At 62.4% G+C, this 17,447-nt stretch carries 13 protein-coding genes; 7 read left to right on the top strand and 6 right to left on the bottom strand.

Annotated features, from left to right (window positions below; genetic code table 11):
- The first annotated feature begins 40 nt into the window (after positions 1-40).
- The 3 genes from NL154_RS02815 (at position 41) to ribB (ending at position 5,583) form a co-directional block, all read left to right on the top strand.
- Positions 41-3,220 carry a bifunctional diguanylate cyclase/phosphodiesterase gene (locus tag NL154_RS02815; RefSeq protein WP_434733532.1) on the top strand — a complete coding sequence of 1,060 codons (3,180 nt, stop codon included), beginning with the start codon at positions 41-43 and terminating at the stop codon, positions 3,218-3,220.
- Between the two features lie 153 nt (positions 3,221-3,373).
- Entirely contained in the window at positions 3,374-4,471 is a 1,098-nt protein-coding gene (gene aroC / locus NL154_RS02810; RefSeq protein ID WP_210628944.1) for a chorismate synthase, read from the top strand.
- A gap of 8 nt (positions 4,472-4,479) precedes the next feature.
- Positions 4,480-5,583 carry a 3,4-dihydroxy-2-butanone-4-phosphate synthase gene (gene ribB, locus NL154_RS02805; protein ID WP_210628945.1) on the top strand — a complete coding sequence of 368 codons (1,104 nt, stop codon included), beginning with the start codon at positions 4,480-4,482 and terminating at the stop codon, positions 5,581-5,583.
- 321 nt (positions 5,584-5,904) lie between these two features.
- Here ribB and NL154_RS02800 read toward each other — a convergent pair whose 3' ends face one another.
- Complete coding sequence (locus tag NL154_RS02800) at positions 5,905-7,095, bottom strand: winged helix-turn-helix domain-containing protein (protein ID WP_210628946.1); 1,191 nt, start codon at positions 7,093-7,095, stop codon at positions 5,905-5,907.
- Between the two features lie 278 nt (positions 7,096-7,373).
- Between NL154_RS02800 and NL154_RS02795 the strand changes: the two genes are divergently transcribed.
- From NL154_RS02795 to NL154_RS02785, 3 genes are read left to right on the top strand one after another with little or no spacing between them, the layout of a single operon-like run.
- Positions 7,374-8,048 carry an energy-coupling factor ABC transporter ATP-binding protein gene (locus NL154_RS02795; RefSeq protein ID WP_210628947.1) on the top strand — a complete coding sequence of 225 codons (675 nt, stop codon included), beginning with the start codon at positions 7,374-7,376 and terminating at the stop codon, positions 8,046-8,048.
- A complete protein-coding gene (locus NL154_RS02790) occupies positions 8,048-8,656 on the top strand; it encodes an energy-coupling factor transporter transmembrane component T family protein (RefSeq protein WP_434733531.1) in 609 nt (202 codons plus the stop codon). The genes NL154_RS02795 and NL154_RS02790 overlap by 1 nt, the downstream gene beginning before the upstream one ends.
- Positions 8,657-8,680: 24 nt before the next feature.
- Positions 8,681-9,244: a biotin transporter BioY gene (locus NL154_RS02785; protein ID WP_210628949.1), complete on the top strand. Its 564-nt coding sequence runs from the start codon at positions 8,681-8,683 to the stop codon at positions 9,242-9,244.
- 348 nt (positions 9,245-9,592) lie between these two features.
- Here the strand turns inward: NL154_RS02785 and NL154_RS02780 are convergent, their stop codons facing one another.
- Together NL154_RS02780 and NL154_RS02775 are read right to left on the bottom strand one after the other, a co-directional pair.
- Complete coding sequence (locus NL154_RS02780) at positions 9,593-10,732, bottom strand: acyltransferase family protein (RefSeq protein ID WP_434733530.1); 1,140 nt, start codon at positions 10,730-10,732, stop codon at positions 9,593-9,595.
- A gap of 576 nt (positions 10,733-11,308) precedes the next feature.
- Positions 11,309-12,202 carry a LysR substrate-binding domain-containing protein gene (locus NL154_RS02775; protein ID WP_434734136.1) on the bottom strand — a complete coding sequence of 298 codons (894 nt, stop codon included), beginning with the start codon at positions 12,200-12,202 and terminating at the stop codon, positions 11,309-11,311.
- A 232-nt stretch (positions 12,203-12,434) separates the two neighbouring features.
- Here NL154_RS02775 and NL154_RS02770 point away from each other — a divergent pair, with 232 nt between their 5' ends.
- Positions 12,435-12,821 carry an ectoine synthase gene (locus tag NL154_RS02770; protein WP_085779980.1) on the top strand — a complete coding sequence of 129 codons (387 nt, stop codon included), beginning with the start codon at positions 12,435-12,437 and terminating at the stop codon, positions 12,819-12,821.
- A gap of 107 nt (positions 12,822-12,928) precedes the next feature.
- Here NL154_RS02770 and NL154_RS02765 read toward each other — a convergent pair whose 3' ends face one another.
- The 3 genes from NL154_RS02765 to NL154_RS02755 form a co-directional block, all read right to left on the bottom strand.
- Positions 12,929-14,278: an SLC13 family permease gene (locus NL154_RS02765; RefSeq protein WP_434733529.1), complete on the bottom strand. Its 1,350-nt coding sequence runs from the start codon at positions 14,276-14,278 to the stop codon at positions 12,929-12,931.
- Positions 14,279-14,371: 93 nt separating this feature from the next.
- A complete protein-coding gene (locus tag NL154_RS02760) occupies positions 14,372-15,886 on the bottom strand; it encodes a malonate--CoA ligase (RefSeq protein ID WP_434733528.1) in 1,515 nt (504 codons plus the stop codon).
- A complete protein-coding gene (locus NL154_RS02755) occupies positions 15,883-17,280 on the bottom strand; it encodes a malonyl-CoA decarboxylase (RefSeq protein WP_434734135.1) in 1,398 nt (465 codons plus the stop codon). Before NL154_RS02755 ends, NL154_RS02760 begins: the two co-directional genes overlap by 4 nt.
- Positions 17,281-17,447 lie beyond the last annotated feature (167 nt).

Here is a 17,447-nt window from a genome sequence, read left to right as displayed (position 1 = left end):
CCCTGCCTTTTAGAGTTACCGCGAATATGGGGGTCTCATTTTGCTATCCAGGCTGGGCGACAGCAAGCGGTTGCGACGCGTTTTGAAGAATAGCCGCCTCTCGTTTCTGGTTTCCGCGTTTGTCGCCCTCGTCGTCACCATGGTCGGCTTCGCGCTCGATCGCGCCAATACTGCCGCTCATATGCGCGAACTTCACATCCGCACCGAGAACGAGACGAACCTGTTGCGCGCCAGGGTGAAGGCCGAGATCAATATGAGCCTCACCATGGTCCGCGATCTTGCAAATCTGACCTCCGTCAACAACGCTGCAAGCCGGGAGGAAACGGAGCGCCAGATCAACTGGCTGCTGATCCAGAACCCGGCTTTCATCCATATCGCCGTCGCGCCTGATTTCATCGTCAACGACCTCTATCCGCAACGCCCCGGCAGCGGGCGGATCGGCCGCGATGTGCGCGAAACCTCCATCTCGCAGCAAGCGACGACCCGGGCCGCCGGCGACCAGACGGCGCGCTTCTACGGCCCGATCAGCATTGACGGCCGGGACGCCTTCGCCGTCTTCTTCCCGGTTTTCGTCAAGGAGAGCGGCCAGCGGCGCCTCTGGGGCGCCGTGGAGGTCGCCATCGACCGGAAAAGCTTTTACGAGGCGACCGGCCTGGTGGCGGCGCGCGACCGCGAAAACCAGGAGCGCTATCCCAATCTCGACCATCTTTCCATCGCGGTGCGGGATATTGGCCGGTCAACCGGGAACGCCGCGCTTTCCGCGCCGTTCTTCGGTTCGGCCGACATCGACGACAAGGATCCGATCCGCCGCGAAATCAGCTTTGCCGGCGGCAAATGGGAGCTTTCCGCCGTCCCCAAAGGCGGCTGGGCTGCAATACCGGAAAACCGGAGCGAGCTGCGGCTGATCGTCGTTGCCGCGGGATGCATCATCATCGTCCCGATCTTCCTCGCCACACTGCTGCTCGGCGAACGCAACCGCAACATTGCCGAACTGGAGACGCGCGAAGCAAAGCTCATGGAACTGTCGCAGCGGCTGAACCTTGCGCTCGAATCGTCCACTATCGGCATTTGGGAGCTGCAGGATCATTCGAGCAGCCTCCTTTGGGACGCACGCGCCGCTGCACTGCACGGCAAGCCGGCGGAGGAAGGACGCCGGCCGCTCGACGAATGGCTGGCGGCGATCCTGCCGGCGGATCGTGAGACCGCCGAGGTGCATTTCTTCAGCTGCAGCATCGCCGGCGCCGCCTGCACGGCGCAGTACCGGATCATGCTTGCCGATGGCGGCATCCGGCACCTGCGCTCTGTCGGCGCCCTCTACAGAGATGTCGGTGGCGCCGGCAAGACGATCGGCATCGTCTGGGACGTCACCGCCGATGCGGAGGCCACCGAGGCGCTGCGCAAGGCCAGGGATGTCAGTGAGGTCAAGAATGCCGAGCTCGAGCTGGCGCTTGAAGAGCTTTCAAGCCGCGAGGGTCAGCTCGCCGAGCTTTCGAGCCGGCTCGACCTGGCGCTCAATTCCTATCAGTGCGGCATATGGGAGGCGCGGCCGGATAGAGGCGGCTCGATCTGGAATGAACGGATGCACGAGCTCTACGGGCTGGCGCCGCGCAATGGCTTCATGACCGAGGAGACCTGGCTTTCCCGCATCCACCCCGAGGATCGCGGGCTGGCGCTCGAAAGCGCGCGCCACTTCAAGCGAAGCGGCGATACGCATACGCTCGTCTGCCGGGTGCTCGCCGACGACGGCTCGGTGCGTTATGTGCGCTCGGTCGGCAAGGTCTACCAGACCGGGACCGGCGAAATGAAGATCATGGGCATCGCCTTCGACGCCACCGAGGACATGCTGATGACGATCCGGCTGAAGGCGGCCAAGGACGAGGCCGTCGCCAAGAATATCGAGCTCGAACTTGCCAAGAACAGGATCGAGCACAATTCGCTGCACGATCCACTGACCGCGCTCGCCAACCGCCGCAAACTCGACATCGCGCTGGAAAGCCTGACCAATGACGGGCGCCGGCAGCGGCAGAAATTCTCCATCCTGCACATCGACCTCGACCGCTTCAAGGACATCAACGATACGCTCGGCCATGCCGCCGGTGATGCGATGCTGGTGCATGCTTCGAAGGTGCTCGCCAGGAATGTCCGCGGCAGCGACCTCGTGGCGCGCATCGGCGGTGACGAATTCGTCATCCTCGCCTGCGATGTCGGCGACAAGGAGATGGCGGAGCTTGCGACGCGGATCATCGAGGAGATGCGCCAGCCGATCGATTTCCAGGGCTTTGCCTGCCGCTGCGGCGTGTCGATCGGCGTCGCACTCGCCAACGGCATCCATGTCGACGCGCGCAAGGTGCTGATCAATGCCGATATCGCCCTCTACCGCGCAAAGAGCATGGGCCGTAACCGCTTCGAATTCTTCAATCACACTCTTCAGGCCGATATCATCAACACCAAGCGCACGGCCGATGAAATCCTCGCCGGCATCGATAATGGCGAATTTGCCGCCTGGTATCAGCCGCAATTCTGCGCCCGGACGATGGAGCTGACCGGCGTCGAAGCGCTGGTGCGCTGGAAGCATCCCTCCAGGGGGCTGCTGACGCCAGACAAGTTCCTGCGCATTGCCGACGAGATCAATGTCGTGCAGACGCTCGACCGGATCGTGCTGGAAACGGCGCTGCGCGACAAAGCCCGCTTGTTGGCGCTGGGCATTGTCGTTCCCAAGGTCGCGGTCAATGTTTCAGCCAGACGGCTGCATGACGGCAGCCTGATGGAATCCCTCGCCGGCCTCAATATCCGCCCCGGCGAGATCTCCTTCGAACTGGTGGAATCGATCTTCCTCGACGAGAGCGAGGACGTGGTCTCGCACAATCTGGAACGCATCAAGGCGCTCGGCATTGATATCGAGATCGACGATTTCGGCACCGGCCACACCTCGATCGTCAGCCTGTTGAAGCTGAAGCCGAAGCGGCTGAAGATCGACCGCCAGCTGGTGCAGCCGATCATCGGCGCGTCGCAGGAGCGAGCGCTGGTCACCTCGATCATCGACATCGCCCGCTCGCTCGGCGTCGAGACGGTGGCCGAAGGAGTGGAGACGGCAGCCCATGCCACGCTGCTGCGCGATCTCGGCTGCGACCTGCTGCAGGGTTATGCCTTCTCGCCGGCCCTCTCCTTCGACGATTTCGCCGCTGAGGCGGCCGCAACCGGATGGCGGTTGGCTTCGTGATGGCGATGCCTCGGCAAAGGAGCGAAACAGCATTTCCGCCGCTGCCGGTTTGACGCAAAGAAAGGCTTTTGCCTCGGCGGTTTTTTGGCCTATGAGTGGCGCGCCTTTTCAAGCAATGGCGCGATCGGCTTTGGCGCGCCGCCGTGGGAACACATGTCGCACAATACATTCGGTCACCTCTTCCGCGTAACCACCTGGGGCGAAAGCCACGGTCCGGCGCTCGGCTGCGTCGTCGACGGCTGCCCTCCAGGTCTGCGCTTCAAGCTCGAAGACCTGCAGGTCTGGCTCGACAAGCGCAAGCCGGGGCAATCCCGCTTCGTCACGCAGCGGCGCGAGGACGACCTGGTGAAGGTGCTGTCGGGCGTGATGCTCGATGCCGACGGCGAGACGATGACGACGACAGGCACGCCGATCTCCATGCTGATCGAGAACACCGACCAGCGTTCCAAGGATTACGGCGAGATCGCCCGGCAATACCGCCCCGGCCATGCCGATTACACCTATGACCTCAAATACGGCATTCGCGACCATCGCGGCGGCGGCCGCTCCTCGGCGCGCGAAACCGCAGCAAGGGTTGCGGCCGGCGGCATCGCCCGCCTCGTCGTGCCAGGCGTGACCGTGCGTGGCGCGCTGGTGCAGATCGGCAAGCACAAGATCGACCGCCGCAACTGGGACTGGGACCAGATCGGGCAGAACCCGTTCTTCTCGCCGGATGCGGCGATCGTCCCGGTCTGGGAGGAATATCTCGACGGCATTCGCAAGGCCGGCTCCTCGATCGGCGCGGTCGTCGAAGTGATCGCCGAAGGCGTGCCCGCCGGCCTCGGCGCGCCGATCTATTCGAAGCTCGACCAGGACATCGCCTCGCTGCTGATGTCGATCAATGCCGTCAAGGGCGTGGAGATCGGCAATGGTTTTGCCGCCGCCGAAACCTCCGGCGAAGACAATGCCGACGAAATGCGCATGGGCAATGACGGCACGCCGATCTTCCTTTCCAACAATGCCGGCGGTATTCTGGGTGGGATCTCGACCGGACAGCCGATCGTCGCGCGTTTCGCCGTCAAGCCGACCTCGTCGATCCTGACCGAACGCCAGTCGATCGACGCCGATGGCAAGAATGTCGACGTGCGCACCAAGGGCCGGCACGACCCCTGCGTCGGCATCCGCGCCGTACCCATCGGCGAAGCGATGGTCGCCTGCGCCATTGCCGATCATTATCTTCGGGATCGCGGCCAGACCGGCCGTCTGAAATAGGAGCGTCCATGTCTTACGATCAGAAACGCGTCGTCGACGCCATCAGGGCCTTCGAGGCCGGCGAAATTGTCGTCGTCATGGACGACAATGACCGCGAGAACGAGGGCGACCTGATCGTTGCCGCCGTGCATACCACGCCGGAGAAGATGGCCTTCATCGTCCGCCACACCTCAGGCATCGTCTGCGCGCCGATGCCGAAGGAGGAGGCCAAGCGCCTCAACCTCAACGCCATGGTGGCCGAGAACGATTCGGCCCATACGACGGCCTTCACCGTCTCGGTCGACTTCAAGCACGGCACGACGACCGGCATCTCGGCCGACGACCGGACGCTGACGGTGCGCAACCTCGCCAATCCGAATGTCGGGGCCGCCGATTTTGTCCGTCCGGGCCATATCTTTCCGCTGATATCGCGTGAAGGCGGCGTGCTGATGCGCTCCGGCCATACGGAAGCGGCCGTCGACCTCTGCCGGCTCGCCGGCCTGCCGCCGATCGGCGTCATCTCCGAACTGGTCAATGACGACGGCACCGTCACCCGCGGTCCGCAGGTGGTCGATTTCGCCGAGAAGCACGGGCTGAAGCTTGTCTCCGTCGCCGATCTCATCGCCTATCGCCAGCGGAAGGAAACGCTGGTTGAGCACGGCGCCAGCTTCGACATCGACACGCCGTTCGGCAAGGCCAAGGCCCATACCTATGCCCTGCCCTGGGACCCGATGCAGCATCTTGCCGTCGTCTTCGGCGACATCCGCGACGGCGTCGACATTCCGGTGCGCCTGCATCCGGAAAATGTCGCCGAGGACCTTTTCGGCAGGAAGAGCCCAGTCGATTTCTACATGGAGAAGATCGCTGCGGAAGGCCGCGGCGTCATCGTCTACCTGCGAGAGGGCTCCGTCGGCGTTGGCCATTACGACAACGGCCGCAAGGCCCGCAACCAGGGCCGCGAAGCCCATGCCGAGGCGCAGACGCGCGAGAGTGAATGGCTGGAAATCGGCCTCGGCGCCCAGATCCTCAAGGATCTCGGCGTCAGCTCGATCAGGCTGCTCACCAGCCGCGAGCGCCACTATGTCGGCCTGGAAGGTTTCGGGATCAAGATCAGCAAGACGGAGATCTGCTGAGGCCAGGCCCTCTCCTCCCTCATCAAGGCCACGACTGGCTATCTGATTTCGCTAGCAGATGGCGTTGGCAACAGGCCTCTGCGCGGTGAATGGGTTCCTCGTGTGCACCCCACTCTCCGTCATGCTCGGCCTTGAGCCGAGCATCCACGCCGCATCCATCAGCAGCAGTCGCATGGATCCCAGGCTCAAGGCCTGGGATGACGGAGAGTGTGGTTGGCGTTGTTGCCAAAACCGCCGTCGGCGCACAGAAACGCCTTCATTCGGCCGGCTCTCATGACGGCCTCCCTTGTAAAGGCGAGAGACAGGCAGAGAGTAATTCGACTACCCTCTCCACCCCTCCAAAAGCACCACTTTCTCCACCCCCGCAAACCTCGCCACCCGCTCGAGCTCCGCCTCCAGCCGCTCCAGCCGCCCGGCCGACGCCCTCACGCCCGGTTCCAGCCAGAGCCGCCTGACGTCGAGCGTTGATTTCTTGCGGTCGGCCTTCATGTCGATGCGGCCGATCAGGCGGTCGCCTTCGAGCAGCGGGAAGACGTAATAGCCATACTCGCGCTTGGCTTCCGGCACGAAGACCTCGATGCGGTAGAAGAAGCCGAACAGGCGTTCGGTGCGGTTGCGATCGCGGATCATCGGGTCGAAGGGGCTGAGCACGCGGATGCGCGGCGGGGCATCGGGATGGCTGTCGAGCGTCGAGAGGAAATCGGCAAGGGCCCAGGACGGCCGCGCCTTGCCGTCGAGCGCCGGTTCGATCAGCACTTCGGTCAGCTCGTCGCGATGGGCCGATACCCAGGCCTTGGCCTCGTCGGGCGAGACCAGGTTCCAGAAGGCGGCGATCTCGCCGTGGGTGGCAAAACCGAGGCGGGCAAGCGCGCTGCGGCAGGCCCAGTCGACAAAATCTTCGCGGCTCACCTCCGGCTCGCGGAATTCGGCCGGGATGACACGCTCGGTCAGATCATAGATCTTCTGGAAATTCGAGCGGCCGGCGATGGCGAACTTGCCGGTGTGCCAGAAATATTCGAGCGCCGTCTTGTTCGGATGCCAGTTCCACCAGCCGCCGGAGACATGGCCATCGGCCTTGACGTCGCGCGCCAGCATCGCGCCGTCGCGCCGCACACGCTCATAAGTCTCCTCGAAAGCCGCCTCGAAACCCTCGCCGCGCCACTTGCGCCAGCGCTCGACGAGGACCTTCTCCTGGTGGCGGAACTTGTGCTTCCAATAGACGAAGAAGGCGCTGGGCAGGATCGAGGCATCGTGCGTCCAGTGCTCGAACAGCGCACGTTCCTTCTCCAGCAGCGCCTTCAGATGCTCGCGCCGATAGGTCTGGTTGCGGGAAAACAGGATCTGGTGATGCGCCCGCTCCACCGTCTGGATGCTGTCCACCTGGACGAAGCCGAGATCGTGGATGAGTTGCAGCAGGCCGGCCTTGGTCAAGGCGCGGTTCGGTGGGGCGCTGAGGCCCTGCTTGGCAAGAAAGACGCGGCGGGCATCGGAATTGGACAGCAGATTCGTCATGGCCGCATCATAATCCGGAAAATCTTCCTAGCCACCCGATATCGACAGGGAGATTTGCTCTTTGTAGAAGCACTGCTATCAGGTTGGCGCCAGCGGCTGCCCCTCACCCTAACCCTCTCCTCGCTCGCGGGCAGAGGGGACGTGCCATACGATAGGCATATGGGAACTGAGAGCTCGCGGCTTGTCCCTTCTCTCCGCAAGCGCGGGGACGGTGGCGGTAGCCGGATGAGGGGCTGGTGTCGGCAATCACCCTGTCGTGAAAAATGCGAGGGACTGGTTTGGACATACAATTCGAAAATGCCGGGGTCAGTTTCGGGGCACGGGTGGCGCTGGAGCCGCTGACGCTCGGCATCCGCGGCAAACGCATCGGCGTCATCGGGCTGAACGGCTCGGGCAAGACCACCTTTGCGCGGCTGATCAACGGGCTGACCAAGCCGACCAGCGGCCGCGTCATGGTCAACGGCCGCGACACGGCCGACGAGAAGACTGTTGTCGCCGATGTCGGCTTCATCTTCCAGTCGCCGCAGAACCAGATCATCCTGCCGATCGTCAAGGACGACATCGCTTTCGGGCTGAAGCGGCGCGGCTTCAGCAAAGCGGAGATCGAGGCAAAGGTCGAGGGCGTGCTTGCCCGCTTCGGCGCCGAGGCGCTGGCTGATCGCCGCGCGCACGAGCTTTCCGGCGGCGAACTGCAGGTGGCCGCACTCTGCTCGGTGCTGGCGACCGGCCCCGGCATTCTCATCCTCGACGAGCCGACCAACCAGCTCGACCTCAAAAACCGGGCACTGGTCGAGAGCATCATCGCCGGACTGCCGGAAAGCGCCATCGTCATCACCCACGACCTCGAACTGATCGCCGGGTTCGAGCGGGTTCTGCTGTTTCACCAAGGGCGGCTTGCCGCCGATGCGCCGGCGGCCGAAGCCATCGCGCGCTACAGGGAGATCGCCGCCTGATGCAATCGCTCTACGTCGAAGGCAACAGCCGCATGCACCGGCTCTCGCCGCGGGCAAAGCTCCTGTCGCTGACGACCTTCGCCATCCTGCTGTTCATCAACCACAATCTCCTTCTGCTCTCGGGCGCCGTGCTGGTGGCGGCGGTCCTCTACGGCACGGTCGGCCTGCCGCTCGGCGAGGCGCTGCGACGGCTGCGGCCGATCTTCCTGACGATTGCGGTCGTCGCCCTTTTCAACCTCATCTTCAACCCATGGCAGGCAGCGCTCTTGCCCGTGCTGCGGCTGACGGCGCTGATGCTTCTCGCCGCCAGCGTGACGGCGACGACGACCATTACCGAGTTCATCGACGAGGTGACGGCGCTCGCCCGTCCGCTCGAACGCACCGGCCGGGTTCAGGCCGACGATATCGGCCTCGCTCTCGGCCTGGTGCTGCGCTTCGTGCCTGAGATCGTCAACCGTTACCAGGCGATCCGCGAGGCGCACAGGGCTCGGGGGCTGAAGGTCCGGCCGACGAGCCTGCTCGCGCCGCTGATCATTCTGACGCTGAAGGACGCGGATAATGTCGCCGCTGCGATTGACGCGCGCCGCATTCGGCGGCATGGAAGTTAACGATTTTTTAATACGGAGTTCATGATGAGCACCCGCGACCTCGTCCTTACCGCCCTCTTTGCCGCGATCATCGTGGCGCTCGGCCTGCTGCCGCCGATCTCGCTCGGCTTCATTCCGGTGCCGATCACCGCCCAGTCGCTCGGCGTCATGATGGCCGGCGTCGTTCTCGGCGCCCGGCGCGGCGCGATCGCCGTGCTGATCGTGCTGCTGCTCGTCGCGATTGGCCTGCCGGTGCTTTCCGGCGGCCGCGGCGGCCTCGCGATCTTCGCCTCGCCGACAGCCGGCTTTCTCGTCGGCTGGATCTTTGCCGCCTTCGTGACCGGCTATCTCAGCGAACGGCTGGTCAACGACAAGCAGTCCGGCCTGGTCCAGACGGTGAGCTTCTTCCTCGCCGCCATGATCGGCGGGATCATCGTGCTCTACGCCTTCGGCATCACCTATCTCGCAACCGTCGCAGGCCTCGGCTTCACGAAAGCCTTCGTCGGCTCGATGGCCTTCATTCCGGGCGATGTGATCAAGGCCGTCGTCGCTGCCCTCCTCGGCCGCGCCGTCATGGTCGGCTATCCCCTGCTGCCCGCGCGCGCTTGAGCCGCGTAACGGCCGATACCTGCTGAGCATTCCGACAATGGCCGCCTTCCGCGCGAAGGCGGCCACTGTGCGTTGAAGGAAGTCGCGTGGATGCGCGCGTCAAGCCTGAGCAGGAGCAAGGGTGGAGTGAACTCTGCGGCAGGGGCCTTGAGCGGGGGGCCTGCCGATCGCTCTCTCAGCCTCCGTCATTCCAGGCCTTGAGCCTGGAATTCATTCCCCATGCTGCAACAGGCCACATGGATGCTCGGGTCAAGCCCGAGCAGGACGGAGAGTGGGGTAACCTTCAAGGCAAGAACCGAGACGGGGAAATCGGACGTCATTGCGCGCCCGGCCTCCTCGATTTCACACCTAAGCCCGAGACTCCTTCGCCTGAAATTCGGCAGCGCGCTGCCCAAGCCGGTCGAGGAACCCTCGCAAGATCCTCCGGATCGGCGGCTCTCCCCATTTGCACACCGCAAGCGACATTGCGCAGACGATCGCGACGGCTAGAACCATTGCCAGGAGCGGCGCCAATCCCAGAGCAGTCAACCAGTCGAGAAGCTGGACGCCGATGGCGAAATGCAGGAGATAGAGCGGATAGGTCATCGAGCCGAGGGTCTTCACCGATTGAAGGAAGGAGGCCGGCAGGTGACTGTTCCGCTTGCTGTAGCCGACGCTTGCAACGATCGACGCCAGCCCGGCCGCCCAGATTGCGATTGCGGGAAACGACGAGAAGCCATGGCCCGCAGCGGCGAGCGTACGGTTGCTGGTGTTCTCGCCTGCCATGTAGATCTGAACAGCCCCCGTCGCCAGGGCGCAGAGGAAACCCAGCCAGGAAATTCGGTTCATCCGACCCTGAGAGAGCAGCCATATGTAGATGCCGATAGCGAATTGGCAGCCATAATAGAAGGGAATGGCCCGCCAGGCCGTCTCGGTGAATATCGACGGGATGGCTGCATCGGGAAAGGCGTATAACAGTGCAATGAATGCCGTGCTGGACAGCGACAGGCCTAGCGCCAGGGCGGGCATCCTCGTCTTTTGCCTAGCCGCGCACATGATGAAGACGATGGCGTAGAAACAGATCTCACATGCCAGCGTCCAATATTGGCCGTCTATCCAGGGCCCGCCGGGATAGAGCGTGATCGAGCGCAGATAATTCCAGAGGATGCGCCTGTTGACGTCTTGCGTCGCGATGATGATCAGCGTCAGCGATGCGCAGATCCATACCGCTGGGTAGAGCCGCAGAATGCGCCCCTTGAGAAAGGACAAGGCGCTGGCGGAAGCTGCGGAGTTAACGATGACGAAGCCCGATATGACGAAGAACAATTCGACGCCAACCCAGCCGGGTTGGGCGATGTTCTCGATCTCGGGCATTGGATACGGTCGGAGATATAAAGGCGAAGCCCAGGAAGCAAATCCAAGATGAAATACGGTCACCATCAGCGCGCATACAAATCGCAGTGCGTCGATCCCGTAAATATACGGGCTTCCAGCTTCAGATTTTGCCATATTGATTGTCTCCAACACTTATGCCCCGGCACCGCCTCGACTGAGATAGGGCGCACATTTCCTGCGACGACCCAAAAATGCATTGCGTGATGCGTTCGTCTAAGCCCGTCGGATCAGTTCTGCAACCCCCGCCCGTCTGAGATTGCGGCCTGTTTTGCCGGGCTGGAACAGAGTCTTGTTCGGGCAACAAAAAACCGCCTTGAGGCGGTCGGGCGTTCTATCGATTTCCGTTGATCTAGTCTCCTCCTCCACCGTCGCCGCCATCGCAGCCCCCGTCATCAGAGACCTCGAACCCAATTCCGCCATCGCCACCCGAATCGGGACTGCGCCTGGTATTTGCGGTGGTCTGGGCAGTTGTTCCGGCTTTTACCGCGGTTACGGCGAAAGCGAGGAGGCCTGCAACGAGCATGGTCGTCAGAAGATATGAATCCAATCAGTTTCCTTTCGTTTGCTTCAGGAAATCGCGTTTCCTGATCAAAAGTGTAGATTATTTTTCAAGCGCCGCAATAGCACCAATATGAAACTTTCATGACATTTCAGCTCGGGTCAAAACGAACCGTGCCCGTGGTTTCCAGCCTATTCCATGGTCGGCGGGCCGCCGGATCGACACTCCGCCGTGAACCATTCCGCAAAGCGGCGAACCGGCTTCTTCGCCCAGGAGCTGGTGATCAGGTAATAGCCTTGAGTCTCTGCCGTCGAAATGTCCGAGAGCACAACGAGGTCGCCGCGATCGATCTCTCGCCGGAACACTTCGACAGGGCATAGTGCGACGCCATGCCCAGCGATTACCGCCGTGGCAAGAATGTTGAAGTCCTGGAATATCGGCCCGCGAAGCGGGTCGGGCGCCGTTATATCAGCCTTTCGGAACCATTCTTTCCAGCCGTCCATGGATTCATCGTGCAGCAGCTCGGCTGCCGCAAAGGGAACGCCGTTGGCCGTCCAGTTTCGCTTTGCCAGATAATGAATGCTGGCCACCGGCTGGTTGCGCCTGGAGAAAAGCAGGCGGCTCTCCCGTCCCCCTGACACGTCTTCTCCCATGGTAATGAGAACATCCAGGCTTTCGTCATCGAAGCGCTCTTCCGCTTTTGCATAGACGATCCTGACATCAAGATCAGGATCGCTCTCCCGGAAAGATGGAAGTGCCGGAACCAGCCAGCGCGACGCGATCGAAGGAATGCATCCCACGGTTATCGAACGCATATTGTGGTCTCTGCGCATGTTGCCGGTGGCGTGGGCGATGGCGGCCAGCGAGCCCGAGACGGCCAGATAATATTCGGCGCCCGCCGGCGTCAGTGCAACGCCGCGTCCGGATTTTTGCAGCAGCTTGCGTCCCATCCATGTCTCCAGATGTTTGACCTGGTGACTGATCGCGGCATGGGTCACGTGCAGTTCGTCTCCGGCCTTTGAAAGACTCATGAGCCGGGCGGTTGCTTCGAAGGCTCTCAATGCGTTCAGCGGCGGCAATTGCATATGTTCGAATTCCTCACATAAGCAGCAGGATCCATTGGCCGCCCGATATGTCAAATCTTTTAGTATCACTTCGAACGTGCCGGAGAATATCCGATCGCCCTCCGCCCGCGCCAGATTATGTGTAGAATATTCTGACAAGTCTCTCAAATTAGATCATTTGAAAGAGTCGCGGCTGCAGTGCCTAATGGATCACGGAGATCAACACATCTCAGCCATTCGCGAGGAGACGAACATGTTTGTGAGAAGCCTGAGAGAAGTCGAGCAGACCGAGCGTTTCGTCGATTGGGGCAATGGCACAAGCCATCGTCTGCTGACCAGGGATGACGGGATGGGGTTTACCGTCTGCCACACCGTTGTTCGCGCCAACACCGAAGCCCTGCTGCAGTACCGCAACCATCTGGAGGCCTGCTACTGCATCCAGGGAGCAGGCGAGGTCGAGGATATGGACGGCAATGTCTTCCCCATCCGCGCCGGCGATATCTACGTTCTCGACAAACACGATCGGCACTATTTGCGGGGTGGCAAGGATGAGGATCTCATCCTCGTCAGCGTCTTCAATCCACCATTGAATGGCACGGAACGTCACGATCTAAGCAATAGAAGCGGTTCGGAATACTGAGCCGGCCGCCCCGCCCCGCGACCAATACCGCACACCACGCCGTTCAGGTTTTTTCGCCGCCGCGGGCAATGGGCCGGGGCGGAAAGCGATGGGTTCGGCGGTGGCCGTCAAACCAGCCCCGGCACGACGAACACCAACCAGGCGACGATCGGGCCGATAATGGCAATCAGCGCGCTATAGATCAGCAACTGCTTGAGGACCTGCTCTCGCCTGTCATCCGGCGCATTGGCGACCACAAGAGCGCCATTGGTGGAAAAGGGGCTGGTATCGACGATCGTCGTCGAAATCGCGATGGCCGCGACCACGCCTATGGCGCTGACATGTCCCTGCATGAGGAACGGAACCGCAAGCGGTATGATGGCGCCGAGCAGCGCGGTCGAGGATGCAAAGGCCGAGACGATGGCGCCGGTAAAGCAAAGCAGGAGCGCCACCAGCAGCGGCATGCCGAGACTGGATATGCCGTTCGCGACATAGTCGACCGTACCGGCCTTCTCCATGACGCCGACATAGGTGATGATGCCGGCAATCAAAAGCACGGTCGACCAGCTGACCTTGTCGATGGCCGCCTTCTGGGTCTTCGGGGACAGCAGCGCCAGCGCAACGGCGACGGTCATGGCGACCAGACCGACATTGAACTTGAAAACCAGGGCGCCGATGCCGAGCGCCGTCAGGCCGATCAGGGTGGTGATTCTCTCATTGTTCAGACGCAGCGTCGCCGCCGTATCGGCCGCAGTGCCGTAGGCATGGTCCCGGATCGGCTTTGCCGGCGTGCCGCCGTGGCCCCTGATCGAGGCCGACACGCCCTTGGGATGCAGTTCGGGCAAGGGGCCAGGTGATGTTGCCGGCGCGTGCTTCATGACCTTTGCGCCGCCGAAGGCGAAGAACACCAGCACTGATATCGCCAGGTTGAAGAAGAAGCTCGAGAGAAACAACGAGGTCGGTGCGAAAGGCAGGCCGGCCTTCGCGACGATCTGGTTGGTGATGCCGCCATAGATGCTGATCGGCGAAAAGCCGCCTGCCTGGGCGCCGTGGATCACCATCAGGCCCATCATGACCGGATGAATGCGGTACTGGATGGCAAAACTCAGCGCGACCGGCGCGAGAATGGCGACCGCAGCCGGCCCAAGCGCGCCGAAGCCGGTAATGACGGCGGCGACGAGGAACATCACCCAGGGGATCAGGCCGATGCGTCCGCGCACCAGGCGGACGGCACACTCGACGAGCCAGTCGATGGTGCCGTTGATCTGCGCTATGGCGAAGAGGTAGGTGACGGCGACCAGCGTCAGGAACAGATCGCTGGGAAAGCCGGCAAAAATATCGCCGGTCTTCATCCCGATGGTGATGGAGCCGAGCACGAAGGCGCCGGCGAAAGCGAGCGCTCCCATGTTGATCGGCTGGATCGTCGCAACGATGAACATGGCGACCAGCAGGCCTATGGCCAGAATTTCAATACCCATGATTCCCCTCCCTCCGACGCCTCCGGCACCGTAGTTGCTGTTTGCAGGATTAATGCGGATGCCGGCACGCCCTCCTCCCAGAGGGCAGTCGCCTTACGTCCTGGTGTAAAGATCGGCGTATTGCTGCCGCAGGATGTTCTTCTGAACCTTGCCCATCGTGTTGCGCGGCAGGTCGTCGGCGAAGATGATGCGTTTGGGTTGCTTGTAGCGCGCGAGGCGGTCTTGGAGGGCGCTGACAATGCTCTTTTCATCCAGGACGGCGCCAGGCTTGCACACGACGACGGCGGTGACGCCTTCGCCGAAATCGGGATGCGGCACGCCGATCACAGCGCTTTCGACCACACCGTCGATCTGGTCGATCTCGCTCTCGACCTCTTTCGGATAGATGTTGTAGCCGCCCGAAATCACCAGATCCTTGCCGCGGCCGACGATGTGGACATAGCCGTCCCGATCAATCTTGCCGAGATCGCCGCTGATGAAGAAGCCGTCGGCGGTGAATTCGGCCGCGGTTTTCTCCGGCATGCGCCAATAGCCCTTGAAGACGTTCGGCCCCTTGATTTCGATCATGCCGGTTTCTTCAGGCGGCAGCACCTGTCCGGTGGCGGGATCGGTCACCCGCACCGTCACGTCAGGCAGCGGCAAGCCCACCGTCCCGGCAATCCTCTTTCCGTCATAGGGGTTCGACGTGTTCATATTGGTTTCGGTCATGCCGTAGCGCTCGAGAATCGCGTGGCCTGTCCGCGCCTGGAACGCGGTATGCGTCTCTGCCAGCAGCGGCGCCGAGCCTGAGATGAACAGGCGAATGTTGGCCGCCGCCTGTTTGTCGAAGCGCGGGCTTTGCAGGAGACGCACGTAGAAGGTCGGCACGCCCATCAGCATCGTTGCCTGCGGCATCAGCGAAACGACCTCATCGGCGTCGAACTTCGGCAGCAGGAACATCGAGGCGCCGGCGAGCAGCGTGACGTTGGTGGCGACGAAGAGCCCGTGCGTGTGGAAGATCGGCAGGGCATGAATCAGCCGGTCGTTCGATGTAACGCGCCAGTAGTCCCGTAGGGTCAGGGCGTTCGAGAGCAGGTTGCCATGTGTCAGCATCGCCCCCTTCGAACGTCCCGTCGTTCCCGAGGTATAGAGGATCGCGGCCAGATCATCGGCGGAGCGCGAGGCATCGACAAAGTCGGCCGGCTCGTCGCGCGCAAGATCGAGCAGCGAGCCGCTGCCGTCGGCATCGAGCGTTTCGACGATCGCGCCGTGGCGCTTGGCGATCGTTTCCATGCCTTCGCGAGCGGCCGAGGCGACAACCACGAGGCGCGGCTCCGCATCACCGATGAAATAGTCGAGCTCGGGCAGCGTATAGGCGGTGTTGAGTGGCAGGTAGACGGCACCGGCGCGCAGGCAGGCGAGATAGAGGATCAGTGCCTCGGCGCTCTTTTCGACCTGCACCGCAACCCGGTCGCCGGGGCGGATGCCGAGCGTGTCCATCGCGCCGGCAATGCGGGCGGAAAGAGCGAAGGCGTCGTCATAGGTCCATGTGCGGGTGCCATCGATCCGGATGAACGCTGCGTCGCCGGGCGCGGCGGCCCGCATGGCATCGAAAAGATGGTTGCTCACTTTCGCCCTCCTCCAAGCGTGGAATTCATCAGTTGTGCGAATGCTCGAGAGCCCTGCTGGCCATGGCCGCCGCGGCGGCCTTCGTCGTTCTGGTTGAGCAGGCTTTTGACCGCAGGCGAGGTGATCACTTCGCCGCGCTGCGCCAGCGCCTCGTGGTTGGCGACGATGTCGTCGAGCTTGTAGAGGTAATTGACCATCAGACCGTGCGCCTGCTGGATAGCCTTGGGCGAGCGGTCGCCGAGGAAATTCAATCGTTCAAGCCGCGCGCCGTTGCCGAGATGGAAGCGGGCAACGGGATCGATGGGACGGCCCTCCGGCGTCCGTTCGGTCAGGAAGTAGCGCGCCGCAAGCGGCAGCAATACGCGCTCCACTTCGGCCGCGCCGTTCTCCTTGTCGGGCCAGTTCGGGTGGTCGAGCAAGGCCAGCGTTCTCAGGGCCGCTTCGGATAGAAGCAGGCCGTCTGCCGAGGAGCGCGCCTTGGCAAGCCAACGGGCAAAGCCCGGGACCGGCGACAGTGTGACGAAATTCTTCAGGCCGGGCAGGTCCCGGCGCAGGTCTTCCACCACCTGCTTGATCAGGAAATTGCCGAAGGAGATCCCGCGCAAGCCATCCTGGCAGTTGGAGATCGAATAGAAGACCGCCGTCGTCGCCTCGTCGGCATTGATCTGCTCCCTGCCCTCGTCCAGCACGTCAGCGATCGCCTTCGGCACGGATCGGGTAAGCGCCACCTCGACGAAGACCAGCGGTTCGTCGGCCAGTCGCGGATGGAAAAAGGCAAAGCATCGACGGTCGGCCGGCGCTAAGCGACGGCGCAACTCCTCCCAGCTGGCGATCTCGTGCACGGCCTCGTATTTGATGATCTTTTCGAGGATGTTTGCCGGCGTCGACCAGTCGATGGGTCGTAGCGTCAGGAAGCCGCGATTGAACCAGGAGCCGAACAGATGCGTGAAATCGGCATCCAGGGCGCGATAGGCTTCGGATCGGTCTTCAGAAGCAAGCAGTTGTTGACGCATGCGGACGAGCTTGGCCGTGCCGTTTGGCGCGTGGTTCAATCGGCGCAGGAGTTCCTGTCGTCGCGGCTCCGCTGCCTGGTGGAGCGCAATGACGGCGGCCGAACTCTTGTCAGTGCGGTAGCGTTCGATCGCCTGCTCGAGCCCGGCGGTGTCGGGCCCGAACTTTTCGTGAAGCATATGGAAGAACGTCTGCGCGCCCTCGCTGTCGAGCGTATCCCAGCGATCGAGTATCTCGGCCGCAAGGGCCATGCCGGATGCTTCACCCCGGCTCGACAGGAGCATTTCACAGAGGGTCTGGAGATCGGCTTTGGCGGCGGCCTGCGTGTTGCGTGAGCCGGAAAACAATAGCTGGCGACCGTGATCGGTGATGCTTTGCAGCAGGTGAAGAAAGACGCCTCAGGCATGCCATTCTCCTCTCTTCCGAAGACCCGCCGCATTTGCGGCCATTCAGACCATCTGCTTCCCATTGCCGGGCTTCATCGGTAGTATGTAGAGTGTCATCTTTCGTACACGGCGTCAACATTCGTGTATACAAGAATGGCGCTTGT

The organism is Rhizobium sp. YTUHZ044 (assembly GCF_051123975.1).
Taxonomy (GTDB): Bacteria; Pseudomonadota; Alphaproteobacteria; order Rhizobiales; family Rhizobiaceae; genus Rhizobium.
Note: the sequence above shows the minus strand (reverse complement) of the source record. Positions and strands in the feature narration are given on the sequence as shown.